Source organism: Burkholderia sp. BCC1998 (genome assembly GCF_905339875.1).
GTDB lineage: Bacteria > Pseudomonadota > Gammaproteobacteria > Burkholderiales > Burkholderiaceae > Burkholderia.
The window spans coordinates 49,277-75,216 of record NZ_CAJPHE010000012.1 but is presented as its reverse complement, the minus strand read 5'-3'; the positions used below and the strand labels follow the sequence as shown (position 1 = coordinate 75,216).

Annotated in this window: 24 protein-coding genes; 21 read left to right on the top strand and 3 right to left on the bottom strand. The window is 67.6% G+C overall.

The window, feature by feature from the left end; genetic code table 11:
* Window positions 1-68 precede the first annotated feature (68 nt).
* The 7 genes from U5A56_RS21065 (at window position 69) to U5A56_RS21035 (ending at window position 5,984) form a co-directional block, all read left to right on the top strand.
* The gene (locus U5A56_RS21065) at window positions 69-590 is read left to right on the top strand and encodes a DUF2244 domain-containing protein (RefSeq protein WP_321924492.1); all 522 of its coding nucleotides are present in this window, start codon (window positions 69-71) and stop codon (window positions 588-590) included.
* A gap of 56 nt (window positions 591-646) precedes the next feature.
* Window positions 647-2,242, top strand: a complete 1,596-nt coding sequence (coxB, locus tag U5A56_RS21060; protein ID WP_124486532.1) for a cytochrome c oxidase subunit II — start codon at window positions 647-649, stop codon at window positions 2,240-2,242.
* Window positions 2,243-2,285: 43 nt separating this feature from the next.
* Window positions 2,286-3,893: a cytochrome c oxidase subunit I gene (gene ctaD / locus U5A56_RS21055; protein ID WP_044848217.1), complete on the top strand. Its 1,608-nt coding sequence runs from the start codon at window positions 2,286-2,288 to the stop codon at window positions 3,891-3,893.
* Between the two features lie 91 nt (window positions 3,894-3,984).
* Entirely contained in the window at window positions 3,985-4,125 is a 141-nt protein-coding gene (locus U5A56_RS21050; RefSeq protein WP_027789063.1) for a cytochrome oxidase small assembly protein, read from the top strand.
* 37 nt (window positions 4,126-4,162) lie between these two features.
* Window positions 4,163-4,771, top strand: a complete 609-nt coding sequence (locus U5A56_RS21045; RefSeq protein WP_321924382.1) for a cytochrome c oxidase assembly protein — start codon at window positions 4,163-4,165, stop codon at window positions 4,769-4,771.
* Window positions 4,772-4,787: 16 nt separating this feature from the next.
* A complete protein-coding gene (locus U5A56_RS21040; protein ID WP_006760730.1) occupies window positions 4,788-4,988 on the top strand; it encodes a DUF2970 domain-containing protein in 201 nt (66 codons plus the stop codon).
* Window positions 4,989-5,126: 138 nt separating this feature from the next.
* Entirely contained in the window at window positions 5,127-5,984 is an 858-nt protein-coding gene (locus U5A56_RS21035; RefSeq protein WP_044848214.1) for a cytochrome c oxidase subunit 3, read from the top strand.
* A gap of 186 nt (window positions 5,985-6,170) precedes the next feature.
* Here the strand turns inward: U5A56_RS21035 and U5A56_RS21030 are convergent, their stop codons facing one another.
* Window positions 6,171-6,380, bottom strand: coding sequence for a twin transmembrane helix small protein (locus U5A56_RS21030; protein WP_059599872.1), 210 nt, complete (start codon window positions 6,378-6,380; stop codon window positions 6,171-6,173).
* An 84-nt stretch (window positions 6,381-6,464) separates the two neighbouring features.
* Here U5A56_RS21030 and U5A56_RS21025 point away from each other — a divergent pair, with 84 nt between their 5' ends.
* Genes U5A56_RS21025 through U5A56_RS21005 form a run of 5 tightly spaced genes read left to right on the top strand, consistent with a single transcriptional unit; the run spans window position 6,465 to window position 10,547 of the window.
* Window positions 6,465-7,175: an SURF1 family protein gene (locus U5A56_RS21025; RefSeq protein ID WP_321924380.1), complete on the top strand. Its 711-nt coding sequence runs from the start codon at window positions 6,465-6,467 to the stop codon at window positions 7,173-7,175.
* Between the two features lie 60 nt (window positions 7,176-7,235).
* Window positions 7,236-7,862, top strand: a complete 627-nt coding sequence (locus U5A56_RS21020; protein WP_321924378.1) for a cytochrome C oxidase subunit I — start codon at window positions 7,236-7,238, stop codon at window positions 7,860-7,862.
* 25 nt (window positions 7,863-7,887) lie between these two features.
* The gene (locus U5A56_RS21015; RefSeq protein WP_321800722.1) at window positions 7,888-9,000 is read left to right on the top strand and encodes a COX15/CtaA family protein; all 1,113 of its coding nucleotides are present in this window, start codon (window positions 7,888-7,890) and stop codon (window positions 8,998-9,000) included.
* An 8-nt stretch (window positions 9,001-9,008) separates the two neighbouring features.
* Window positions 9,009-9,911: a heme o synthase gene (gene cyoE / locus U5A56_RS21010; RefSeq protein ID WP_006477738.1), complete on the top strand. Its 903-nt coding sequence runs from the start codon at window positions 9,009-9,011 to the stop codon at window positions 9,909-9,911.
* 18 nt (window positions 9,912-9,929) lie between these two features.
* Complete coding sequence (locus U5A56_RS21005; RefSeq protein WP_321924376.1) at window positions 9,930-10,547, top strand: SCO family protein; 618 nt, start codon at window positions 9,930-9,932, stop codon at window positions 10,545-10,547.
* 158 nt (window positions 10,548-10,705) lie between these two features.
* Here U5A56_RS21005 and U5A56_RS21000 read toward each other — a convergent pair whose 3' ends face one another.
* The gene (locus U5A56_RS21000) at window positions 10,706-10,996 is read right to left on the bottom strand and encodes a YciI family protein (protein WP_044848209.1); all 291 of its coding nucleotides are present in this window, start codon (window positions 10,994-10,996) and stop codon (window positions 10,706-10,708) included.
* Between the two features lie 245 nt (window positions 10,997-11,241).
* Between U5A56_RS21000 and U5A56_RS20995 the strand changes: the two genes are divergently transcribed.
* The gene (locus U5A56_RS20995; protein ID WP_257773566.1) at window positions 11,242-12,057 is read left to right on the top strand and encodes a MetQ/NlpA family ABC transporter substrate-binding protein; all 816 of its coding nucleotides are present in this window, start codon (window positions 11,242-11,244) and stop codon (window positions 12,055-12,057) included.
* Window positions 12,058-12,166: 109 nt separating this feature from the next.
* Here U5A56_RS20995 and U5A56_RS20990 read toward each other — a convergent pair whose 3' ends face one another.
* Window positions 12,167-12,475 (bottom strand): VF_A0006 family four-cysteine protein, encoded by a 309-nt coding sequence (locus U5A56_RS20990; protein WP_321924373.1) that lies wholly within the window; start codon window positions 12,473-12,475, stop codon window positions 12,167-12,169.
* 285 nt (window positions 12,476-12,760) lie between these two features.
* Between U5A56_RS20990 and imuA the strand changes: the two genes are divergently transcribed.
* The 8 genes from imuA to nagE all read left to right on the top strand — a co-directional run bounded on the left by imuA (window position 12,761) and on the right by nagE (window position 25,819).
* The gene (imuA, locus tag U5A56_RS20985; protein WP_321924371.1) at window positions 12,761-13,468 is read left to right on the top strand and encodes a translesion DNA synthesis-associated protein ImuA; all 708 of its coding nucleotides are present in this window, start codon (window positions 12,761-12,763) and stop codon (window positions 13,466-13,468) included.
* Entirely contained in the window at window positions 13,401-14,906 is a 1,506-nt protein-coding gene (locus U5A56_RS20980; protein ID WP_321924369.1) for a DNA polymerase Y family protein, read from the top strand. Before imuA ends, U5A56_RS20980 begins: the two co-directional genes overlap by 68 nt.
* A gap of 6 nt (window positions 14,907-14,912) precedes the next feature.
* Window positions 14,913-18,128 carry an error-prone DNA polymerase gene (locus U5A56_RS20975; RefSeq protein WP_321924367.1) on the top strand — a complete coding sequence of 1,072 codons (3,216 nt, stop codon included), beginning with the start codon at window positions 14,913-14,915 and terminating at the stop codon, window positions 18,126-18,128.
* A 306-nt stretch (window positions 18,129-18,434) separates the two neighbouring features.
* Entirely contained in the window at window positions 18,435-19,169 is a 735-nt protein-coding gene (locus U5A56_RS20970) for a GntR family transcriptional regulator (protein ID WP_321924365.1), read from the top strand.
* Window positions 19,170-19,266: 97 nt separating this feature from the next.
* Window positions 19,267-20,370 carry an N-acetylglucosamine-6-phosphate deacetylase gene (gene nagA / locus U5A56_RS20965; RefSeq protein ID WP_044849197.1) on the top strand — a complete coding sequence of 368 codons (1,104 nt, stop codon included), beginning with the start codon at window positions 19,267-19,269 and terminating at the stop codon, window positions 20,368-20,370.
* Window positions 20,363-21,370: an SIS domain-containing protein gene (locus tag U5A56_RS20960; RefSeq protein ID WP_321800779.1), complete on the top strand. Its 1,008-nt coding sequence runs from the start codon at window positions 20,363-20,365 to the stop codon at window positions 21,368-21,370. Before nagA ends, U5A56_RS20960 begins: the two co-directional genes overlap by 8 nt.
* Before the next feature lie 15 nt (window positions 21,371-21,385).
* Window positions 21,386-23,968: a phosphoenolpyruvate--protein phosphotransferase gene (gene ptsP, locus U5A56_RS20955; RefSeq protein ID WP_321924363.1), complete on the top strand. Its 2,583-nt coding sequence runs from the start codon at window positions 21,386-21,388 to the stop codon at window positions 23,966-23,968.
* An 87-nt stretch (window positions 23,969-24,055) separates the two neighbouring features.
* Entirely contained in the window at window positions 24,056-25,819 is a 1,764-nt protein-coding gene (nagE, locus tag U5A56_RS20950) for an N-acetylglucosamine-specific PTS transporter subunit IIBC (protein ID WP_321924361.1), read from the top strand.
* Window positions 25,820-25,940 lie beyond the last annotated feature (121 nt).

Genomic DNA, 25,940 nt, shown 5'->3' with positions numbered 1-25,940 from the left:
CATTGAACCCGCCTATAATGCGTCAGCTTGTCGTCCCGGGGTCCCCGCAATACGGGCCGACGAGTCCGATGCAGGCATGCATCGCATGCCATTCGCGTGAGGCGGCGATGGAAGCAGCAAGGGTGTCGGCGGAGACGAACGATGAACCGGTCCTCGAAGACTGGCTCATGAAACGCAACTGTTCGGTGTCGCCGCGCCAGTTCGTGCTGTTTTACGCGTCGCTCGCGGGCTTCTCGCTGGTGATCGCGGCAGTGCTGATGTGGCGGGGGGCCTGGCTCGTCATGCCCTTCACGGGAATCGAATTGCTGGCGGTCGGCGTCGCGTTTGCGGTCCATGCCCGTCATGCGGTCGATTACGAGCGCATCAGGCTGTTTCCGCACCGGCTCGTGATCGAGCGGATGGATGCGGAGCGGCTCACGCAGATCGAATTCAATCCGCGCTGGGTGCGGGTCGAGCCGGGTGCGACGCCACGCGATCCGATTCGACTGGTATCGCGCGGGCAGACCGTCGTAATCGGGCAGCATCTCGCGCAGCACAAGCGTGCGCAGTTCGCCGACGAACTGCGCGTGTCGCTCAGGCGCTGCGGCTGACGAGGCGCGGGCACCGGCCGGAACAGGCCGGCGCCTTGCGACGGGGGAGGGTTTGAATGGAAATTTTGGGTAAGGATGCTATGAAAACAATCAAGCGAGCCCTCACGGGCGTGCTGGCATGCAGCGGATTGCTCTTTGCCGGCGCGGCTCTGGCGGTCGGTGATAGCCCGGGCGGCCCCCGCGTCAACGAGATCAACTTTCAGCCGCCTGTCACGAAGATCGCCGAGGAGCTCTACGATCTCCACACGATGATGCTGATCCTGTGTACGGTGATCTTCGTCGGCGTGTTCGGCGTGATGTTCTATTCGATCTTCGCGCACCGCAAATCCAAAGGCCACAAGGCCGCCAATTTCCATGAAAGCACGACCGTCGAAATCATCTGGACGATCGTGCCGTTCATCATCGTCGTGCTGATGGCGCTGCCGGCCACGAAGGCCGTCGTCGCGATGAAGGACACGACCAACGCCGATCTCACGATCAAGGTCACCGGCTACCAGTGGAAGTGGGGCTACGACTACGTGAAGGGTCCGGGCGAGGGCATCAGCTTCCTGTCGACGCTCAGCACCCCGCGTGACGAAGTGATGGGCAAGAAGCCGATCACCGAGACCTACCTGCAGGAAGTCGACAACCCGCTCGTCGTGCCGGTCAACAAGAAGATCCGCATCATCACGACCGCGAACGACGTCGTTCACTCGTGGTACGTGCCGGCGTTCGGCGTGAAGCAGGATGCGATCCCCGGCTTCGTGCGCGATACGTGGTTCAAGGCCGACAAGGTCGGCACGTTCCGCGGCTTCTGTACCGAACTGTGCGGCAAGGAACACGCGTTCATGCCGGTCGTGGTCGTCGTGCTGTCGGACGACGACTACGCGAAGTGGGTGAGCGCGCAGAAGGCCAAGCTGGCCAGCGCGTCGGTCGATCCGAACAAGGTTTACACGATGGCCGAACTCGTCGCGCACGGCGAGGAAGTCTACAAGGCGAACTGCGCGGCCTGCCACCAGGTGAACGGCAAGGGCCTCGGCGCCTTCCCGGCGATGGACGGCAGCCCGATCGTGAACGGCCCGATCGCCGGCCACGTCGAGCGCGTGCTGCACGGCAAGGGTGCGATGCCGTCGTGGGCGTCGCTGTCGGACCTCGACATCGCATCGGTCATCACGTACGAGCGCAACTCGTGGGGCAACCACAAGAACGACCTGCTGCAGCCGAAGCAAGTGACCGACGCGCGCAACGGCAAGATGCCGGAAGACGTGGCGGGCGCCGCGGCGCCGGCCGAAGCGGCCTCGGCACCGGCGCAAGCCGCGTCGGGTGCGGCCGAGCAACCGGCGGCAGCGTCGGCATCGGCGGCTGTGTCGACGATCTACTTCGAAACGGGCAAGAGCGTGCTGCCGGCCGACGCGAAGGCGGCGATCGCCGCAGCGGCCGACTATGCGAAGGCACATCCGGACGCGAAGCTCGCGCTGTCGGGTTTCACCGACAAGACGGGCTCGGCCGACGCGAACGCCGAACTGGCCAAGCATCGTGCACAGGCCGTGCGCGACGCGCTGAAGGCAGCAGGCGTGGCGGAAGACCACATTATTCTCAAAAAGCCGGAAACGATCACGGGCGGGGCTGACGCGAAGGAAGCCCGGCGGGTCGAGATCGGGCCGGCGGCTTGACGTGTCGCTGAGTTAGTCGACGTATTCGCATTAGGAGATTCTCATGTCTAGCATCGGGCACGACGTAGCCGCGGACCACGCGCACGACGACCACGCGCACGAAATGCCGCACGGCTGGCGGCGCTGGCTGTTCGCCACCAACCACAAGGACATCGGTACGCTGTACCTGCTGTTCTCGTTCATCATGTTCCTGTCGGGCGGCGTGATGGCACTCGGCATCCGTGCCGAGCTGTTCGAGCCGGGCCTGCAGATCATGCGTCCGGAGTTCTTCAACGAACTCACGACGATGCACGGCCTGATCATGGTGTTCGGCGCGATCATGCCGGCGTTCGTCGGCTTCGCGAACTGGATGATTCCGCTGCAGATCGGCGCGTCCGACATGGCGTTCGCGCGGATGAACAACTTCAGCTTCTGGCTGCTGCCGGTCGCGGCCGTGCTGCTGGTTGGTTCGTTCTTCGCGCCGGGCGGCGCGACGGCCGCCGGCTGGACGCTGTACGCACCGCTGTCGACGCAGATGGGCCCGGGCATGGACTTCGCGATCTTCGCGGTCCACATCATGGGCGCGTCGTCGATCATGGGCGGGATCAACATCGTCGTGACGATCCTGAACATGCGCGCACCGGGCATGACGCTGATGAAGATGCCGATGTTCGCATGGACCTGGCTGATCACCGCGTACCTGCTGATCGCCGTGATGCCGGTTCTGGCAGGCGCGATCACGATGGTGCTGTTCGACCGCCACTTCGGCACGTCGTTCTTCAACGCGGCAGGCGGCGGCGACCCGGTGATGTACCAGCACATCTTCTGGTTCTTCGGCCACCCCGAGGTGTACATCATGATTCTGCCGGCGTTCGGGATCGTGTCGCAGGTGATCCCGGCGTTCGCACGCAAGACGCTGTTCGGCTATAGCTCGATGGTGTATGCGACGGCGTCGATCGCGATCCTGTCGTTCATGGTCTGGGCGCACCACATGTTCGCCACGGGCATGCCGGTCACCGGTCAGCTGTTCTTCATGTACGCGACGATGCTGATCGCGGTGCCGACGGGCGTGAAGGTGTTCAACTGGCTCGCGACGATGTGGCGCGGCTCGATGACGTTCGAAACCCCGATGCTGTTCGCGATCGGCTTCCTGTTCGTGTTCACGTTCGGCGGCCTGACGGGCCTGATGCTGGCGATGGCGCCGCTCGACATCCAGTACCACGGCACCTACTTCGTGGTGGCGCACTTCCACTACGTGCTGGTGGCAGGCTCCCTGTTCGCGCTGTTCTCGGGCTGGTACTACTGGGCGCCGAAGTGGACGGGCTGGATGTACAACGAGACGCGCGGCAAGATCCACTTCTGGTCGTCGATGATCTTCTTCAACCTGACGTTCTTCCCGATGCACTTCGTCGGTCTCGCGGGCATGCCGCGTCGTTATGCGGACTACCCGGCGCAGTTCACGGACTTCAACCAGGTGGCGACGATCGGCGCATTCGGCTTCGGCCTCGCGCAGGTGTACTTCCTGTTCGCGGTCGCGCTGCCGGCCTACCGTGGCGGCGGCGACCTGGAAAAGGCGTCGGACAAGCCGTGGGATGGCGCGACGGGCCTCGAGTGGACGGTGCCGAGCCCGGCTCCCTTCCACACGTTCGAGCAACCGCCGCACGTCGAATAAGTTTCACCCGGCGTTCCGCCGCTGCCTGCCGCGCAGGCAGGCGCGGCGGGCGCCGGATCGATGTATCAGCGAAGTTTCAGCGAAGTTTCAGATGAACCGGAATCCACAACAAAGACGAACGCCCGAGCAGATTCGCGCGGGCAACAAGCGGCTCGGCCTCATCCTGCTCGTCATCGCCGCCGTTTTTTTTGTGGGTGTCGTGATCAAGCAGTGGTGGCTGTCCACTCACTGATATGCAGTAACTGACGCAGTAGCGAGGAAGTCGTCGTATGTCGAAGCCGGAAGAGGGCGCCGTCGATCGCGCATTCAATCGTTCGATGCTGGTGAAGCTCTTCGTCGTGGCCGGACTGATGTTCGGCTTCGGCTTCGCGCTGATTCCGATGTATCGCGCGATCTGCCAGATCACCGGCATCAACAACCTGGTGCAGCGCGATGTCAGCGAACGCGAGGTGAAGAACTCGCAGGTCGACATGAGCCGCACGGTGTCGGTCGAGTTCGATGCGAATGCGCGCGGCCCGCTCGGTTTCAAGCCGGAGCGCAACAGCCTCGACGTGCATCCGGGCGAGCTGACGACGATCGTATACGACGTGACCAACGGGCAGGGCCGGCCGGTGGTGGCGCAGGCGATTCCGAGCTACGCGCCGAAGCAGGCGACGGAGTTCTTCAAGAAGATCGAATGTTTTTGCTTCACGCAGCAGACGCTGGCTGCGAACGAGTCGCGCAAGATGCAGGTGGTGTTCGTGATCGATCCGAAGCTGCCGAAGGACGTGAAGACGATCACGCTGTCGTACACGTTCTTCGAGCTGAACACGCCGGCCGCGCCAGTGCCGGCACCGCGCAAGACGGCGGCGCAGGGCGACGCGAAGCCGGACGCATGACGACGGAGACGGGGCAGTGACAGAGACGAAGCGGAGCGGGTCGTTCGGCCAGGCGTTGCGAGCGGTGTTGTGGTCGTTCTTCGGGGTGCGCAAGCGGCGCGACCTGGAGGCCGACGCGACGCAGCTCAATCCGCTGCACGTGCTGATCGTCGCGTTGATCGCGGCCGGTGTGTTCATCGGCGTGCTGATCCTGATCGTGCGTGCGGTCGTGGGCTGAGGCTCGCGGCCACGAAAGAATGCAGTGCGTAGCGCCCGGGCGCTGCGTGCGGGAAAGAGCGGCGGCGGTCGTGCCGTGCAAGAAATAAAGCCGGAGCGGTTTCCGGTACACAAATTGGACTGAAGTGGAGAATCAAGCATGAGCGGTCAAAACCAGACCCCGTACTATTTCGTGCCGCATCCGTCGCAGCATCCGATCAGCGCGGCCTGCGGCCTGCTGGTCATGCTCGCGTCGGTGGCGCTGTGGATCAACGGTCACGACTGGGCTCCGTACACGGCGCTGCTTGGCCTGCTGTGGTTGCTCTTCACGCTGTACCACTGGTTCGGCGATTCGATCGCCGAGTCGGAAGGCGGTCATTACGGCAAGAACGTCGACAAGTCGTACCGCTGGAGCATGAGCTGGTTCATCTTCTCCGAAGTCATGTTCTTCGGCGCATTCTTCGGCGCGCTGTTCTACGCGCGTGAAATCGCGCTGCACCAGCTCGGCAGCCTCGACTACAAGCTGATCTGGCCGGATTTCTCCGCCGTGTGGCCGAACGAAGGCCCGGCCGCGCTCGCCGGTCACTTCAAGACGATGGGCCCGTGGCCGATCCCGACGCTGAACACGGCGCTGCTGCTGTCGTCGGGCGCGACGCTGACGGTGTCGCACCACGCGCTGCGCGACAATCATCGCAACAAGGCGATCGCATGGCTGGCCGCGACGCTCGTGCTCGGCGTCTGCTTCCTGTTCACGCAGGGCTTCGAGTACTACCACGCGTACAACGAACTGAACCTGACGCTGAACTCGGGCGTGTACGGCTCGACGTTCTTCCTGCTGACGGGCTTCCACGGCTTCCACGTGTTCCTCGGCGGCACGATGCTCGCGGTGGTGCTGGTGCGGATGATCCGCGGCCACTTCAAGCCTGATCACCACTTCGCATTCGAAGGCGCCGCGTGGTACTGGCACTTCGTCGACGTCGTCTGGCTCGGCCTGTACGTCGTCGTCTACTGGCTGTAAATGCAACAACGGCCCGCGCAGCGATGCGCGGGCCGTTTTCATTGGCGGGGACGGGGCAGCGGCCGGCTGCTTGCGCTCAACGCCAATCCGGCGCCGCCGCGACTCAGTCAGGCGGCGCTTTTGCTTGGTAGCGCCGCTGTGCGGCGAAATGTCACAGCGATTACAGAGGCCGGCGCGGTGAAGGCGTCAACGCCCGATCGGCAGGCCGGTCGAATGGATCCAGCCCATCCAGTTCGCGAACAGGATGAACAGGAACAGCGAGACCGACAGCCCGACGCGGGTGGCAAGCGACCACACCATGCGTTTCGTATGGCCGCGGTCTTGCATCATGAAGTAGAGCGCCGAGCCCATGCTGGCGACGATGAGGACGAAGGCGATGGGAACGAGGATGTGCATGACACGAACCGGACGACGGCAATTCGAAAGGAAGAGGATAATTATCGCACTTCGCTTTCGCGAATGCGCCTCGCGGGTGGCCCGATGAAGATCCGCTGGCTGCCTGCGCTGCTGATTCTCGTCGTCGTCGCGGTCACGATTCGCCTCGGGTTCTGGCAGCGCGACCGCGCGCACCAGAAGGAAGCGCTGCAGGCGAACGTCGTGCGTTACGAGCACGCGGCGCCGGTCGACGTCGGTGCGCAGCCGATTCCGCTCGCGTCGATCGAGTTCCACCGCGTGCGGGCGAAGGGCCGCTTCCTGCCGGAGCAGGCGGTTTTCCTCGACAATCGGCCGTATAACGACCAGCCGGGTTTTTACGTCGTGATGCCGTTTAAACTCACGGGCGGCGGCGTCGTGCTGGTGAACCGCGGCTGGCTGCCGCGCAACATCGCCGATCGCACGGCGATCGAGCCGTTCCCGACGCCCGACGGAGAGATCGAGATCGAAGGCATCGCGCGCGCCGACGCGTCGCGCGCGTTCGAACTCGGCGAAGGCGGCTCGGCCGCGCACCAGAAGATCCGGCAGAACCTGGACGTCGCCGCGTATGCGAAGGAAACGGGGCTGCCGCTGCAGCCGTTCGTGATCCAGCAGACGAGCGACGACGGCGACAAGCTCGTGCGCGACTGGCCGGCGGCGACGACCGGCGTCGAGCGCAATTACGGTTACATGTTTCAGTGGTGGGCCATGGCGGCGGTCGCGCTCGGCTTCGGCCTGTACGCCGCGCGGCGTGCGGCGAAGAAGTCGGCCGGCGCGTGAGCGCCATGGCAGGACGCGGCGCACGCGCCGCGGGTTCGTTTCGAGAGGTCTGATTTGTCCATGCAATCTTCCCGTCAGGGTCCGGCCGCTACGCCGATCTCGCCCGCGGCCCGCAAGCGCGGCCGCTGGATGCTCGTGCTGCTGGGTCTCGTGTGCGCGGCGCCGATCATCGCGTCGTACTTCACCTATTACGTGATCAAGCCGAAGGGCGGCTCGACCAACTACGGCACGCTGATCGAGCCGCAGCGGCCGATCCCTGCCGACCTGCAGGTCACCGACGAAACCGGCAAGACGGTGCCGCTGTCGTCGCTGCGCGGCGTGTGGCTGTTCGTGATGACCGACCGCAGCGCGTGCGACGATGCATGCGCGCAAAAGCTCTACTTCATGCGCCAGATCCGCGTCACGCAGGCGGGCGAGCGGCACCGGATCACGATGGTGTGGTTGCGCAGCGATGCGGACGCGATTCCGCAGAAGGTTCTGGAAGCCTATCCGGACACGCGCCGGCTGGTCGCCGATCCGGCCGCGGTGGCTGCATGGCTGCCGGCCGACGCCGGCACGAAGGACAGCGACCACCTCTACATGGTCGATCCGAACGGCAACCTGATGATGCGTTTCCCGAAGGACCCGAATCCCAGCAAGATCAAGTCGGACGTGACCAAGCTGCTGAAGTGGTCGAGCATCGGCTAAGGCGAGACGACGAGGCAACCATTCGATGTCGTATCTACTGCAACTCGGCCTGATCGGCCTCTGCATCGCGCTGCTGCCGCTGTCGTACGTGTGGGTGAAGGCCGATGACGACAAGTTCCGCAAGCTGGTGTGGATCACCACGTTCCTGACCCTCGACCTGGTAATGTTCGGCGGCTTCACACGGCTGACCGATTCGGGTCTCGGCTGCCCCGACTGGCCCGGCTGCTACGGCACGTCGTCGCCGTTCATCGCGCACGCCGCGATCACGGCCGCGCACCAGGCGATGCCGACCGGCCCCGTCAGCATGACGAAGGCGTGGATCGAGATGATCCACCGCTATTTCGCGATGGCGATCGGCGTGCTGATCATCGCGCAGGTCGTGATCGCCTGGTCCGCGCGGCTGCGCCGCCGCCCGCTGCACGTGTCGCCGTGGTGGCCGACGAGCCTCTTGCTGCTGATCGTCGTGCAGGGCGTGTTCGGCGCGTGGACGGTCACGATGAAGCTGCAGCCGGTGATCGTCACGACCCACCTGCTGCTCGGCCTCATGCTGCTCGGCACGCTCGGCTGGCTCGCGGCGCGGCAGACGCCGCTGCCGTCGCATGACCCGGAGGCCGGCCGCTACCGCGCGGCCGCGCTCGCGGCGCTGGTGCTGCTGGTCGTGCAGATCGCGCTCGGCGGCTGGGTGAGCACCAACTACGCGGTGCTCGCGTGTACCGACTTCCCGACCTGCAACGGTCAGTGGATGCCGCCGATGAACTTCGGCCAGGGCTTCCATCTGTGGCGCGCGCTCGGCATGACGAAGGACGGCGACGCGATCACGCAGGACGCGCTGGTCGCGATCCACTGGACCCACCGCACGTTCGCGTTCGTCGTCGTCGCATACCTGGTCGCGTTCGCGCTGAAGATGCGCCGCTTCGAGTCGCTGCGCCGGCCCGCGAACGGCGTGCTGCTGGTGGTTCTGCTGCAGTTCCTGACGGGCCTGACCAACATCGTGCTGCAGTGGCCGCTGCCGGTCGCCGTCGCGCACAACGGCGGTGCCGCGATCCTGCTGCTGCTCGTCGTCATGTTAAACTTTCGCATCCTTTCAAGCCGCCCCGGCCGTGTCGTGCAGCCCGCGCGCGACGCCGCCCCGGCGTGACCGTCCCCATGCAAAGCACCCTTTCCCAATCGCCCGGTAGCCGGTTCTCGCAGTACATGGCGCTGACGAAGCCGCGTGTCACGCAGCTCGCGGTGTTCTGCGCGGTGATCGGCATGTTTCTCGCGACGCCGGGCATGGTGCCGTGGCATGTGCTGATCGGCGGCACGGTCGGCATCTGGCTGCTGGCCGGCGCCGCGTTCGCGATCAACTGCCTCGTCGAGCAGAAGATCGACGCGATGATGCGCCGTACCGCGTGGCGTCCGTCCGCGCGCGGCGAGATCACGACTCCGCAGATCCTGCTGTTCTCGGCCGTGCTCGGCAGCGTCGGCGCGTGGACGCTCTATACCTTCACGAACCCGCTGACGATGTGGCTGACGATCGCGACGTTCGTCGGCTACGCGGTGATCTACACGCTGCTGCTCAAGCCGATGACGCCGCAGAACATCGTGATCGGCGGCGCATCGGGCGCGATGCCGCCGGCGCTCGGCTGGGCCGCGGTCACCGGCGCGGTGCCCGGCGACGCGTGGATCCTCGTGCTGATCATCTTCGTGTGGACGCCGCCGCATTTCTGGGTGCTGGCGCTCTATCGCCGCAAGGACTACGAAAACGCGGGCCTGCCGATGCTGCCCGTCACGCACGGCGAGAAGTTCACGCGGCTGCACATCCTGCTGTACACGGTGATCCTGTTCGCGGTCACGCTGATGCCGTTCATCTCCGGGATGAGCGGGGCCGTCTACCTGACGAGCGCGGTGCTGCTCGGCGCGGTGTTCCTCGCATATGCGTGGAAGATCCATCGCGACTATTCGGACGAACTCGCCCGCAAGGCTTTCCGTTACTCGATCGTCTACCTGTCGCTGCTGTTCGCCGCGCTGCTCGTCGATCACTATGCGCGCCCGCTGCTCGGCGTGTAACCGCACGGTTTGAACGCAATGCTCCATTCATGGTTCGGGCGCCGCGTGCGCCAAGGCTGGATGCTCGCGTGCGCATTCGCGGCAGCCACGCTGCTCGCCGGCTGCGACAACGCGCCGAAATTCCAGAATCTCGACATCACCGGCAACACGCAGTTCGGCAGCGATTTCTCGCTGCCGGATACGGCGGGCAAGGTGCGTACGCTCGGCGACTTCAAGGGCCGGGCGGTCGTGGTGTTCTTCGGCTATACGCACTGCCCGGACGTATGCCCGACGACGATGGCCGAACTGTCCGAAGCGCTGAAGCAGCTCGGCCCCGATGCCGCGAAGCGTGTGCAGGTGCTGTTCGTCACCATCGATCCGGAGCGTGACACGCCCGCGCTGCTCGGCCAGTACGTGCCTGCGTTCGATCCGTCGTTCATCGGCCTGCGGCCGGCCGACGAGGCGCAGCTCAAGAAGGTTACAAAGGATTTCCGCGTGTACTACGCGAAGGTGCCCGGCAAGACGCCCGGCAGCTACACGATGGATCACACCGCCGCGAGCTACGTGTTCGATCGCGACGGCAAGCTGCGCCTGTTCGTGCGCGACGGCCAGGGCCCCGGCCCGTGGGTCCACGACCTGAAGCTGCTGGTCGACTGAACGGCGTACGCCGCAGGTTCGCCCGGGCGCTCGCCTGGCGCTACGCGTGACGGCCGCGACGCGCCGTCACGCATTCCTCCTTCTTCTCCTCGATCTGCATGCGCCGCCTCGCGGGGCGGCTGCGTATGAACATTCGTGCGCTGACGCGCTTGCGCGCGTTACGGCAGCGCCGGCACGTTGAAGCCTTGCGCGGCACGCGTGATCCGGAATTCCGTCACGCGATACGTCGCGAGCCCTTCGGTCACGAACGGATCGGTCTCGAGGATCGCGTCCAGTTCGTCGCGGTCGATGCGGGCCGCGAGGATCACGCCGCCTTCGCGCGGCACCTTCGGCCCCGCCGCGATGAAGATGCCGCGCTCGAACAGCGGCTGCAGATACGCACGGTGGCGTTCGAGTGCATCGTCGATGCGCTCGAGCGATGCGTTGTAGTGGATGTCGATGACGTACATGGATGGCCCTGGAATTGTCGCCGGCGCGTGGTGTGCCGGTCGGCCGGTCTTTTTAGCACAGCGGCCGTTCCCTGTCGTGCCGGCCGTCGTCGCGCATCGTCCACCAGCACCGCCGCGGTGCATACCCATATGAGCGGGATGTATTTCACTTCCGGCCGATCCTGTGACACCATTTGCCCCTTCCTGCGAGTCCGGGGATACCCGTATCGCGCCCCATTTTCAGTTAGCAAGAAAGCGAGAAACAGATGAAGCGTCGCAGTCTCCTGAAGGTATTTTCCGTGCTGGCCACCGGTGCCGCGCTGACGCTGTCGGCGGGCGCGCACGCCGAGGACAAGGTCATCAAGGTCGGCACGGTGGCCGGCCCGGATGCGGAAGTGTGGCAGGTCGTGCAGAAGGTCGCGAAGGAGAAGGAAGGCCTGAACGTGAAGGTCATCGAGTTCAACGACTACGTGCAGCCGAACGCGGCGCTCGACTCGGGCGACCTCGACGCGAACAGCTTCCAGCACCAGCCCTACCTCGACAGCCAGGTGAAGCAGCGCGGCTACAAGATCGTCAGCGCGGGCCTGACCTACATCTCGCCGATCGGCGTGTACTCGAAGAAGTTCAAGGCGCTGAAGGACCTGCCGCAAGGCGCGAAGCTCGCGGTGCCGAACGATCCGTCGAACGAGAACCGCGCGCTGCTGCTGCTGCAGACGCAAGGCGTGATCAAGCTGAAGGCCGGCGCCGGCACGGGCGGCAACAACGCGACGGTGCTCGACATCGCCGAGAACCCGAAGAAGCTGAAGATCTCCGAGCTCGACGCCGCGCAACTGCCGCGCGTGCTGTCGGACGTCGACGCCGCCGTGATCAACACGAACTACGCGCTCGCCGCGAACCTGCAGCCGACCAAGGACGCGATCGCGCTCGAATCGCTGACGAGCCCGTATGCGAACCTGATCGCCGTGCGCGCGAAGGACAAGGATCAGCCGTGGGTGAAGAAGCTGGTCAAGGCGTACCAGTCGGCGGAAGTGCGGGAGTTCATCAAGAAGCAGTTCAAGGGCTCGATGGTTGCGTCGTTCTGAACGCCGCACACCGGTCGGACCGTTGAAACGAAGAGGCCTGCATCGCGCAGGCCTTTTTCGTTGGTGCGGCCGGCAGACCATTGCGCGGCGCGCGGCGTTCAGCGCGGGCTCACATCTCGCCGCGCCGCGAGCAGATCGCCATGATCTGCTGGATCGCGTAGTTGTCGCGCACGCCCGGCAGCGACTGCACGACGCACTCGTGGAAGCGCCGCTCGCGCGGCAGCAGCATCGCGTTGTTGCGGTACAGCGCGTCGCACGAGCGCTGGATCAGCTGCGCGGCCACGCCGTTGCGGCTCTCGCGCAGCGCGCCCAGCATGCAGTCGTCGTATTGCGCGTAGCCGTCGGTCAGCGCGAATGCCGCACCCGGCAGCGTTAGCGCGATGGCCGCGCATGCGATCGCACGGATCCCCCGTTTCATAGGCCCTCCGATGGTGTGGATCGGGTCGGCGGACAGCATAACGTAAAGCGGAAAGGGCGGCTGACGCGTTGCGCCAGGATCGGCGTCGCTTCGGAGCCGGAGGATTGCGGCGGGCGGTCGTTCCGCCGACACGCGCCCGCCACGCCCGGGGCGGCTCGCCGTCACATGACGGGGCGCCGGCTTTTCCTGCGTTTTTCCTCTGACGAAACCCCCGTTTCGTACTAGTACTGTGCGACATGAACGCATTGCCATATACTGTATATCCATACAGTTGTGGGTGGCGTCATGCTCGCATCCTCCATTTCTCCCGAATCCCTTCATCCATCGCTCTGGCGCGGCTCGCAGCTCGCGCGCGGCGATTCGCGCACGATCGACACGGGTTTCGCGCCGCTGTCCGCCGAGCTACCGGGCGGCGGCTGGCCGGTCGGCGGGCTCGTCGAACTGCTGGCCGCGCAGCCGGGCTGCGGCGAGATGCGGCTGCTCGCGCCGGCGCTCGCGCGCACCGTCAACGCGCGGCGGCCGCTCGCGCTCGTCGCGCCGCCGCAGTCGCCGCATGCGACCGCGCTGGCCGCGCTCGGCGTGCCGGCCGACGCGCTGCTGTGGCTGCGCGCCGGCAGCCGCACCGATGCGTTGTGGGCTGCCGAGCAGGCGCTCAGGACAGGCTGCTGCGGTGCGCTGCTGCTCTGGCAGGACGCGCGGCCCGATGCGCTGCGCCGCCTGCATCTCGCGGCCGCGCGCACCGGCGACACGCTGTTCGTGATGCTGCGCCCGCTGTCGGCGGCCAAACAGCCGTCGCCGGCCGTGCTGCGCGTCGCGCTGCATCCGGTGCCGGGCGGCGTGTCGCTCGACATCGTCAAGCGTCGCGGGCCCGCGCGCAGCGAGCCGCTCGCACTCGATTTGCCGTCGCCCATCGTGGAGAGCCGCTATGCGCGTCTTGCTCGGCATCCATCTGCCGCGCCTGCCGCTCGACGTGTGCGCCCCGCCGCCGTCTGACGGCGCGGCGGACGGCGCAGGCGACGCAGACGACGCAGGCTGCGCGGTGCTCGAGCAGGGTGTCGTGCTGATTGCCGATGCGCCGGCGCGCCGGCAGGGCGTGCGCGCGGGCATGAAGCGCGGCGGCGTGCTGACGCTTTCGCCCGACACGCGGCTCGTCGAACGCGATCCCGCCCGCGAGGCCGATGCGCTGCGCGCGGTCGCGCTCGCGTTGCTGCGCTTCTCGCCGTGCGTCGCGCTCGACGACGAAGCGACGCTGATCGTCGACGTCGGTCCGAGCCTGCGCCTGTTCGGTGGCCTGCCGTCGCTGTGCCGCCAGGTGCGCGCGACGCTCGCGGCGCTCGGCTATGCGGCGCGCCTGTCCGCCGCGCCGACCGGGCGCGGCGCGTGGCTGCTCGCGCGCATGTCGGCGCGTGCGCGTATCCGGCGCCGCGTGGCCGGGCCGGCTTCGCTAGTTCGTACGCTCGATCGTTTGCCGTGCGTGCTGCTGCCCGACGCGCGCCCGTATGCGGGCTGGTTCGACGGCCTCGGCTGCCGCACGCTCGCCGATCTGCGCCGCCTGCCGCGCGCGGGGCTGCAGCGGCGCTGCGGTCCCGCGCTGCTGGCCGCGCTCGATCGTGCGTACGGCGATGCGGTCGAGCCGCTCGCGTGGATGGCGGTGCCGCCCGTGTTCGACGTACGGCTCGAATTGCCGGAGCGCGTCGAATACGCGGAAGCCGTGCTGTTCGCCGCGCGGCGGCTCGTCGTGCAGCTCTGCGGGTGGCTGGCCGCGCGGCAGCTGTCGCTGGCCGCGATGACGCTCGATCTCGAGCACGAGCGCGGCCGCCAGGCCGTGCCGCCGACGCCGCTCGAACTCGCGTTCGCCGCGCCCGTGCGCGACGAGACGCACTTCATGCGGCTGCTCGGCGAGCGGCTCGCGCGCGTCGAGTTGCCGGCCGCGGTGATCGCGGTGCGGCTGAAGGCCACGCGCGTCGAATCGGTCGCACCGCCGGCCGACGATCTCTTCCCCGAGCCGGGCGGCACGCGCGAGACGCGCGCGCGGCTGTTCGAACTGCTGGTCGCGCGGCTCGGCGCGGATAACGTGCTGCGCGCGGCGCCGGTGGCCGACTATCGGCCCGAGGCCGCGAACCGCTGGCTGCCGCTCGATGCGCCGGCGGGCAAGCCGGCTGACGGACTGCCGGCTGCGCCGCCGCGTCCCGCGTGGCTGCTGGCCGAGCCGCTGCCGTTGCTGATGCGCGGGGAACGGCCGGTATTTCATACGCCGCTGAGAATGATGTCGTCGCCCGAACGGATCGAGGCAGGGTGGTTCGACGGTCAGCACGTGGCGCGCGATTATTGCGTCGCGCAGGACGAAGAGGGCGCGTGCTATTGGGTGTTCAGGGAGCGGGCGGGGAGCGAGGCCGAACCGCACTGGTTCCTGCACGGCCTGTTCGGGTGAGCGGCGATGGTTGCGGAATTCGGTTTGCTGCCAGATTACGCGGAGTTGTTCTGCCGCTCGAACTTCTCGTTCCTGCATGGCGCGTCGCATGCGGAGGAACTGGTCGAGCGCGCGGTGGAACTCGGCTATCGAGGGATCGCGATCACCGACGAATGCTCGCTCGCCGGCGCACCGCGCATGCATGTCGCGGCAAAAGCGCAAGGGCTGCCGCTCGTCATCGGTTCGTATTTCGACGTCACGCCGGATGAGGTCGCACCGGGCCACGATCCGGGCCCCGGCGCGTTCGGGCTCGTGTTGCTTGCGCAGAACCGCGAAGGCTACGGCAACCTGTCCGAGCTGATTTCATGGCGGCGGATGGAGGCGCCGAAGGGAACCTACCGGCTGACGTCGAGAATGTTGTCGAGGCCGCCCGAGGCTTTCGCTCATCTGCGCGGTATGCCCGACTGTTTCGCGATTCTCGTGCCCACGTATCCGGTGCGTGCGGAGGTACTCGATGCGCAGGTCGCATGGTTTCGCGCGACCTTCGGCGAGCGTGCGCGGCTCGGGCTCGTGCAGTTGCAGCGCGCGCTGGACGGCCCGCAGCGCGACGAGATTCGGGACGCAGGCGAGCGGCGCGGCGTACCTGTCGTCGCGCTCGGCGACGTGACGATGCATCGGCGTTCATGCAAGCCGCTGCAGGACGTGATGACGGCGATTCGCGTCGGGATGCCGGTGTCGGAATGCGGCTATGCGCTCGCGCCGAATGCGGAGCAGCATCTGCGTGCGCGCGGGCGGATTGCGAAGCTGTTTGCGCCGGACGAGATCGCGGAGACCTGCGCGATTCTCGATGCGTGCGATTTCGAACTCGACTCGCTGCGCTACGAGTATCCGGACGAGATCGTGCCTGAAGGTCATACGCCGACGAGCTATCTGGAACAGGAAACCCTGGCGGGCGCGCGTCGTCGCTATGCCGGGGAGCCGCCGGCTCATGTCATGGAGCGGATCGGCTACGAGTTGACGCTGATCGCGAAGCTGAGCTACGAACCGTTCTTCCTGACGGTGTACGACATCGTCAAGTTCGCACGTAGCCAGAACATCCTGTGCCAGGGACGCGGCTCTGCGGCGAACTCGGTCGTCTGCTATTGCCTCGGCATCACCGAAGTCGATCCCGACCAGAGCACGATGCTGTTCGAGCGCTTCATCAGCGAGAAACGTGGCGAGCCGCCCGATATCGACGTCGACTTCGAGCATCAGCGCCGGGAAGAAGTCATTCAGCATATCTACGAAAAATACGGCAAGCATCGCGCCGCGCTCGCGGCGGCCGTTTCGACGTATCGCCCGCGCGGCGTGCTGCGGGAAATCGGCAAGGCGCTCGGCGTCGATCCGATGCTGGTCGATCGCGTCGCGAAGGGGCATCGCTGGTTCGACGGCAGCCGCGACCTGCTGCAGCAATTCGCGTCGACCGGGCTCGATCCGGCCACGCCGATCATTCGCGCATGGGCCGAACTCGCGGGGCGCTTGCTCAACTTTCCGCGCCACCTGTCGCAGCATTCGGGCGGCTTCGTGATCAGCCGCGGCAAGCTCACGCGGCTCGTGCCGGTAGAAAACGCGGCGATGGACGGACGGCGCGTCATTCAGTGGGACAAGGATGATCTCGAATCGCTCAAGCTGATGAAGGTCGACGTGCTCGCGCTCGGCATGCTGTCGGCGCTGCATCGTGCGTTCGACATGCGCACCGCATGGCGCGGGCCAGAGCAGGACGGCGAGCCATTCACGCTGAAGCATATTCCGCAGGATGACGAAGCAACCTACGACATGATCTGCTGCGCCGATACGGTCGGCGTGTTCCAGATCGAATCGCGTGCGCAGATGTCGATGCTGCCGCGGCTGAAGCCGCGCAACTACTACGACCTCGTCGTGCAGGTGTCGATCGTGCGGCCCGGGCCGATCCAGGGCGGCGCCGTGCATCCGTATCTGAAGCGGCGCAGGATCGTGGCCGGCGAAGAGGAGGGGGAAGTCACGTATCCGAGCGAGGCGCTCAAGGAAGTGCTCGTTCGCACGCTCGGCGTGCCGATCTTCCAGGAGCAGGTGATGCAGATCGCGATGGTCGCGGCCGGATTCACGCCAGGCGAGGCCGACCAGTTGCGTCGCGCGATGGCGGCGTGGAAGCGCAGGGGCGATCTCGGCCCGTATCACGACAAGATCGTCGACGGCATGCTCGAACGCGGCTACACGCGCGAATTCGCCGAGCAGATCTTCGAGCAGATCAAGGGCTTCGGCGAATACGGCTTCCCCGAGAGCCACGCGGCCAGCTTCGCGAAACTCGCGTACGCGAGCAGCTGGCTCAAATGCCACGAACCCGCGATCTTCGTCGCGTCGCTGCTGAACAGCCAGCCGATGGGGTTCTACGCGCCCGCGCAGCTCGTGCAGGACGCGAAGCGTCACGGCGTGAAGGTGTTTCCGGCCGACGTCACGCGCAGCGGCTGGGAAGCGTCGCTCGAAGCGCTGCCCGGCCAGCCGCCGCCGCACGGCCAGCCCGCGGTGCGGCTCGGCCTGTCGCTGGTGCGCGGTCTCGGCGAGGCCGCCGCGCGGCGCATCGAGGCCGCGCGCGCGGCCGGCCCGTTCGAGAACGTCGACGCGCTCGCGCGCCGTGCGCAGCTCGAACGGCGCGATCTCGAAGCGCTCGCCGCCGCGAACGCGCTCGCGACGCTCGCCGGCCATCGCCGCGATGCATTATGGCAAGCCGTCGCCGCGGCCCCCGAACGCGACCTGCTCGCCGCCGCGCCGATCGACGAAACGGAGCAGCCCGTGCTCGGCGCGCCGTCGGAAGCCGACGACATCCTCGCCGACTATCACACCACCGGCCTCACGCTGAACCGCCACCCGGTCGCGCTGCTGCGGCCCGCGTTGCGCGCGCAGCGGCTGTCGTCCGCGGCCGAGTTGCGCGACCGTCCCGACGGCCGGCTCGCGCGCGCGTGCGGGCTCGTGATCGCGCGGCAGATGCCGGGCACCGCGAAGGGCGTGATGTTCATGACGCTCGAGGACGAGACGGGCTGCGTGAACGTGATCGTGCGGCCCGAACTGCTCGCGCGGCAGCGCCGCGAAACGCTCGATTCGCGGCTGCTCGCGGCGTCGGGCGTGTGGCAGGTCGTCAGCGACGTGCGGCACCTCGTCGCGCAGCATTTCGAGGACCTGACGCCGCTGCTCGGCGGCCTGCGCACGTCGAGCCGCGAGTTCCACTGACGCGGCGCGCCGGCACGCCGCCGGATGCATACCAGTCGGCCGAACTGGTTCTATTCAGGTATCGTTTTCAGCGCCCCAAACCCGTCAAATCCGGCACCGGAATTGTCCCCTTGGATACCAATCCGGGTAAATCCCTATCCTGCATCATGTTGTAAACAAAGGCTTTCCCGCTACTAAACCGCTTGCCTGGCAAGGCTTCCGGCGATTTTCACCTCTCTAATACCAGTCCGTTGACTGGTATTATTGTGGTTATATAATGCGTTCACTTTCGACGGTCCGAGATCGTCGTCCGACACCCGGAGGCACATGGAAACCGGCTGGTCCGAACTGGCGCCCGATCCCCTCGACGACACGCCGCTGTATCTGCAGCTCGCCCGCAACCTGGCGAGCGCGATTCACGCCGGCGCATGGCGCGCCGGCGAGGCGCTGCCGTCGGAGCGGCTGCTGTCGGGGTCGGTCGGCGTGTCGCGGATCACGGCCCGCCGTGCGCTCGCGCTGCTGGTGGAGCAGGGGCTGATCAAGCGGGCGCGCGGGGCGGGCAGCTTCATCACGCCGCGCGTCGCCGATCCGCTGTCGCGTCTCGTCGGCTTCACCGCGAAGATGCAGCAGCGCGGTTTCGTGCCCGATTCGGTGTGGCTGTCGCGCACGCTGCGCGCCGCGCGCCGCGACGAGATCACGCGTCTCGGCCTCGCGCCGGGCGCGACGGTCGCGCGGCTGGAGCGGCTGCGCCGCGCGGACGGCATCGTGATGGCCGTCGAGCATTCGACGCTGCCGGCCGCGGCGGTGCCGGATCCGCAGGCACTCGGCGCGTCGCTGTACGAATACCTCGACGCCCGCGGGATGACCGTCGTGCGCGCGCTGCAGCACTTTCGCGCGTCGAACGCGACGCACGACATCGCGAAGTGGATGGCGGTGAAGCCGGGCTCGGCCCTGCTCGTGATCACGCGCATCGGCTACGGCGTCGACCAGCGCGCGATCGAAGTGACCGAAACGTATTGCCGCGACGACTATTACGACTTCGTCGCCGAACTGAAACGCTGACGCGCGAGACTGCCCGCGCGCCATGTGCAACGAAGCGCAACGCATTTGCAAATCGCGACGCGGATGTCCGCGTCACCAGATCATCAAGAGAAACGTCATGCTGACTGGAAACATCCTCACCCCCGACGGCTGGATTCACGGCTCGCTCGACAGCGAGAACGGCCGCATCACCACGCTCGACGGCACGCCCGCCGATCCCGCGAAGAACGACGCGCCGTACATCCTGCCCGGCTTCATCGACCTGCACGTGCACGGCGGCGGCGGCGCCGACGTGATGGAAGGCGGCGACGCGATCGAGACGATCGCGCGCACGCACGCGCAGTTCGGCACGACGAGCCTGCTCGCGACGACGATGACCGCGCCGCGCGACGAACTGATGCAGGTCGTCGCGAACCTCGGCACCGTCGCCCGCACCCGCACGCAGGGTGGCGCGCGCGTGCTCGGCGTGCACCTCGAAGGGCCGTACATCAACCCCGGCAAGCTCGGCGCGCAGCCGGACGCGGCCGTGTCGGCCGTGCTCGACGAAGTGCTGAAGTACCTGTCGATCGCGCCGATCCGCGTCGTAACGCTCGCGCCGGAGATCGCCGGCCACATCGAGATCATCGGCGAGATGGCCGCGCGCGGCGTGCGCGTGCAGCTCGGCCACTCGCTCGCGACCTACGACGACGCCGTCGCCGCGCTCAAGCACGGCGCGTGTGGTTTCACGCACCTGTTCAACGCGATGTCGCCGCTGCATCACCGCAACCCGGGCCTGGTCGGCGCCGCGCTCGCGCATGCCGAATACGCGGAAATCATCCCCGATCTGCTGCACGTGCATCCGGGCGCGATTCGGGCGGCGCTGCGCGCGATTCCGCGCCTGTACGTCGTGACCGACAGCACGTCCGCGACCGGCATGCCCGACGGCGAATACCGGCTCGGCAGCCAGCACGTGACGAAATGCCTCGGCGGCGTGCGGCTCGCCGACGGCACGCTCGCCGGCAGCACGCTGACGATGGACCAGGCGCTGCGCAACCTCGTGTCGCTCGGCCTGCCGATCGCCGACGTGTCGAACCGGATGTCGCGCTATGCGGCCGACTACCTCGGCGTCACCGATCGCGGCCGCCTCGAGCGCGGCGCATGGGCCGACCTCGTCGTGTTCGATCGCGACCTGAACCTCACCGCGACCTACGTCGAAGGAGAATCGATTGTCGAATATGCTTAAGGAAGCGCGCGAGTCCGCCCAGGTCGTCGCCGCGCAACTCGCCGACACCACGCGCGTCGAAACGCTCGCCGCGCAACTGCTCGATCACCCGCCGGCCGTCGCGCTGACGGTCGCGCGCGGCAGCTCGGATCACGCCGCCAGCTATTTCGCGAGCCTGACGATGAGCCGCCTCGGCGTGCCGGTCGCGTCGCTGCCGATGTCGGTCGCCACGCTGCAGCAGGCGCCGCTGAAGGTGCAGGACCAGCTCGCGCTCGCATTCTCCCAGTCGGGCAAGAGCCCCGATCTCGTCAACACGATGGCCGCGCTGCGCGAAGCCGGCGCGCGCACCGTCGCCGCCGTCAACGTGCTGCCGTCGCCGCTCGCCGACGCGTGCGAGCACCAGCTGCCGCTTCTCGCCGGCCCCGAGCTGTCGGTCGCCGCGACCAAGAGCTACATCGCGATGCTGTCGCTGTCCGCGCAGATCGTCGCGTACTGGCAGCGCGACGCCGCGCTGATGACGGCCTTGCGCGGCCTGCCCGACGTGCTCGCGCAAGCCGGCCGGCTCGACTGGTCGCCGGCCGTCGCCGCGCTCGCGGGCATCGAGCGGATGATCGTGATCGGCCGCGGCCTCGGGCTTGCGATCGCGCAGGAAGCTGCGCTGAAGCTGAAGGAAACCTCCGGCATCCAGGCCGAGGCATTCTCGAGCGCCGAAGTCCGTCACGGCCCGATGGAGCTGATCGACCGCGACTATCCGCTGCTCGTGTTCGCGCCGCCGGGGCCCGAGCAGGCCGGGCTGCTGCAGCTCGCGCAGGACATGCGCGCACGCGGCGCGGCCGTGCTGCTCGCGGCGCCGGCCGGCACGCCCGGCGCGACCTTGCCGCTCGCGCAGTCCGCCCATTCGGCGCTCGACCCGATCGCCGCCATTCTCTCGTTCTACGTGATGGCGGCGGAACTCGCCGTCGCGCGCGGCCGCAATCCCGACACGCCGCGCCACCTGAACAAAGTCACCGAAACGCACTGATAGCCGAGACAGCCGATGAGACGCGCCGAGGAGTCCCAGTTGAAGAGTTCCACCCATGATCAGATCGTCCTGCTCAGCCCCTTGACCGGGCCGATCGTCGCGCTGGCCGATGTGCCCGATCCGGTGTTCTCCGGCGGGATGTTCGGCGACGGCATCGGCATCGACCCGCTCGCGGGCCAGCTCGTCGCGCCGTGCGCCGGCGTCGTGTCGCATCTCGCGCGCACCGGGCATGCGGTGACGATCACGACGCCGCAAGGCGCGGAAGTGCTGCTGCACATCGGCATCGACACCGTCGAGCTGAACGGGCAGGGCTTCACCGCCCACGTCGAAGCCGGCGCACGCGTCGCGGCGGGTGACCTGCTGATCGAGTTCGACCAGGACGCGGTCGCGCGCAGCGCGCATTCGCTGGTTTCGGTGATCGCGATCGCGAACTCCGACGCGTTCGACGTCGTCGAGCGCGCGAGCGGTTTCGCGACGGCCGGCGAGACGCCGCTCCTGACGCTGCGCGGCAAGGGCGAAGCGGCCGCGCAGGCGGCGCAGGCCGGCGCTGCGGCGATGAACGAAGTGCGTCGCGAACTCGTGCTGACGCAGCCGGGCGGCCTGCATGCCCGGCCGGCCGCACGCGCACGCGAATCCGTGCGCGGCTTCGACGCGACGGTCGACGTGCAGTTCGACGGCCGCAAGGCGTCGATCGCGAGCGTCGTGGGCCTGCTCGCCCTCGGCGCCGGCGAAGGTGCGACGATCGAGCTGATCGGTCGCGGCGCGCACGCGCAGCAGGCCGTCGACGCGGTCGAGCACGAGCTGCTGCGCGAAGCGCACGGCGAAGTCGAGGAGAAGCCGGCGCGGCTGCGTTCGCCCGCACCGCAGCCGATCGTGCACGACACCGGCGCGACACTCGATCCGAACACGCTCGCGGGCGTGTGCGCGGCGCCCGGCATCGCGGTCGGCACGCTGGTGCGTCTCGACGATGCGGAGATCGTGCCGCCCGAACAGGCGAGCGGCACGCCCGCGTCGGAAAGCCGCCGGCTCGACCAGGCGCTGACGGCGGTCGACGCCGAGCTCGACGAAACGGTGCGCAACGCATCGGCGCGCGGCGCGGTCGGCGAGGCGGGGATCTTCGCGGTGCATCGCGTGCTGCTCGAAGACCCGACGCTGGTCGACGCGGCGCGCGACCAGATCAGCCTCGGCAAGAGCGCGGGCTTCGCGTGGCGCGCGACGATTCGTGCGCAGATCGACACGCTGTCGAAGCTCGACGATGCGCTGCTTGCCGAGCGCGCGGCCGACCTGCGCGACATCGAGAAGCGCGTGCTGCGCGCGCTCGGCCACACGAGCGGCGCGACCCGCACGCTGCCCGCCGAGGCCGTGCTCGCCGCCGAGGAATTCACGCCGTCGGACCTGTCGTCGCTCGATCGCCAGCGCGTGACCGCGCTCGTGATGGCGCGCGGCGGCGCGACGTCGCATGCGGCGATCATCGCGCGCCAGCTCGGCATTCCGGCGCTCGTCGCGGTCGGCGACGCGCTGTATGCGATTCCCGACGGCACGCAGGTCGTCGTCGATGCGAGCGCGGGCCGTCTCGAACACGCACCGACCGCACTCGACGTCGAACGCGCGCGCCACGAGCGCCAGCGCCTGGACGGCGTGCGCGAAGCGAACCGGCAGCTGGCCGGCGCCGCCGCCGCGACGGTCGACGGCCGCGCGATCGAGGTCGCCGCGAACATCGCGACGCTCGACGACGCGAACACCGCAGTCGACAACGGCGCGGACGCGGTCGGCCTGCTGCGCACCGAGCTGATGTTCATCCATCGCCAGACCGCGCCGAGCGTCGTCGAGCACCAGCAGAGCTACCAGTCGATCGTCGATGCGCTGCAGGGCCGCACGGCGATCATCCGCACGCTCGACGTCGGCGCCGACAAGGAAGTCGACTACCTGACGCTGCCGCCCGAGCCGAACCCGGCGCTTGGCCTGCGCGGCATCCGCCTCGCGCAGGTGCGCCCCGATCTGCTCGACGATCAGCTGCAGGGCCTGCTCGCGGTGAAGCCGTTCGGCGCGGTGCGCATCCTGCTGCCGATGGTGACGGATGCCGGGGAACTCGTGCGGCTGCGCCAGCGCATCGACGAATTCGCGCGGGCGCAGGGCCGCACCGAGCCGATCGAGGTCGGCGTGATGATCGAGGTGCCGTCGGCGGCGCTGCTCGCCGACCAGCTCGCGCAGCACGCGGATTTCCTGTCGATCGGCACCAACGACCTGACGCAGTACACGCTCGCGATGGATCGCTGCCAGGCCGATCTGGCCGCGCAGTCCGACGGCCTGCATCCGGCCGTGCTGCGCCTGATCGACATCGCGGTGCGCGGCGCCGCGAAGCACGGCAAGTGGGTCGGCGTGTGCGGCGCGCTGGGCGGCGATCCGCTCGCGGTGCCGATTCTCGTCGGCCTCGGCGTGACCGAACTGTCGGTCGACCCGGTGTCGGTGCCGGGCATCAAGGCGCGCGTGCGCCGTCTCGATTACCAGCTGTGTCGCCAGCGTGCGCAGGATCTGCTCGCACTCGACTCGGCACAGGCGGTAAGGGCAGCAAGCCGCGAGGTCTGGCCGCTCGACTGAACGTCGACGGCGGGCGCGCGACCCGTTTCACTACGCAAGCAATTAGGTCAACGACGCTTAATGACGAGACATGGATTGGAGGATTGAATGGACGGGAATCCGTTTCTGAAGATACAGGGCCTGGGCCGGGCGCTGATGCTGCCGATCGCGGTGTTGCCGGTCGCCGGCATCCTGCTGCGGCTCGGGCAGCCGGACGTGTTCAACATCAAGATGATCGCCGACGCCGGCGGCGCGATCTTCGACAACCTGCCGCTCCTGTTCGCGATCGGCGTGGCGGTCGGTTTCGCGAAGGACAACAACGGCGTGGCGGCACTCGCGGGCGCGATCGGCTACCTGATCGAAACCGCGATCATGAAGGACATCGATCCCAAGCTGAACATGGGCGTGCTGTCCGGGATCATCGCGGGTGTCGTTGCGGGCTTGCTGTACAACCGCTACAAGGACATCAAGCTGCCCGACTACCTCGCGTTCTTCGGCGGCAAGCGGTTCGTGCCGATCATCACCGGGCTCGTGTGCGTGGTACTCGGCATCGTGTTCGGATACGTGTGGCAGCCGGTCCAGCATCTGATCGACGCGGCCGGCCAGTGGCTGACGACGGCGGGCGCGATCGGTGCGTTCGTGTTCGGCTTCCTGAACCGCCTGCTGCTCGTCACGGGCCTGCACCACATCATCAACTCGCTCGCGTGGTTCGTGTTCGGCAACTTCACGCCGCCGGCCGGCGGCGAGCTCGTGCACGGCGACCTGCACCGCTTCTTCGCGGGCGATCCGACCGCGGGCACCTTCATGGCCGGCTTTTTCCCGATCATGATGTTCGGCCTGCCGGCCGCGTGTCTCGCGATGCTGCACGAAGCGCCGAAGGAGCGTCGCGCGATGGTCGGCGGCCTGCTGTTCTCGATGGCGCTCACGTCGTTCCTGACCGGCGTGACCGAGCCGATCGAATTCAGCTTCATGTTCCTCGCGCCGGTGCTGTACGTGATCCACGCGGTGCTCACCGGGCTGTCGCTCGCGATCTGCCAGATCCTCGGCGTGAAGCTCGGCTTCACGTTCTCGGCCGGCGCGATCGACTACGTGCTGAACTACGGGCTGTCGACGAAGGGCTGGATCGCGGTGCCGCTCGGCATTGCGTACGGCGTCGCGTACTACGGGCTGTTCCGTTTCTTCATCCGCAAGTTCAACATGGCGACGCCCGGTCGCGAGCCGGCCTCGGCCGACTCGGCAACCGAGTCGTTCGCATCGGGCGGCTTCGTCGCACCGGCGGCCGGTGCCGCGGCGGCAGCGCCGCGTGCGCAGCGCTACATCGCCGCGCTCGGCGGCGCGGGCAACCTGACGGTCGTCGACGCCTGCACGACGCGCCTGCGCCTGAGCGTCGTCGATCCGGAGAAGGTGTCGGAGCCGGAACTGAAGTCGATCGGCGCGCGCGGCGTGCTCAAGCGCGGCGGCAACAGCGTGCAGGTGATCATCGGGCCGGAGGCGGACATCATCGCCGACGAGATGCGTTCGGCGATCGGCAGCGGTGCGGCCGGTGCCGCGGCGACGGCCCCGGTCGCGGCCGCGCAGCCGGTCACCGGCGCTGCGGCCGGTCCGCTCGATCCCGATCCGCTGCGTTGGCTTGCGGTGTTCGGCGGCGCGACCAACGTCGCATCGCTCGATGCGATCGCGACCACGCGCCTGCGCGTCGTCGTGCGCGATGCAGCGGCGGTCGATCGCGATCGGCTCGGCGCGCTCGATGTCGCATGGGTGACGCCGGACACGTTCCATATCGTCTGCGGCAACGCGGCGGCGCGCTATGCGGAACAGATCGGCGCGCGCCTGCCGTCGACGGGCGGCGGTGCGGCCCCGCAACCGGCATGATGCGATGAGACCGGCCCGATCCGCCTCGCGGATGCGGGCCGCCGGTCGGTAAAACGAAAACGGCTTGCGACGCGTGTGTCGCAAGCCGTTTTTCATTGGTGGCGCGCGGTTGCGATGCGTG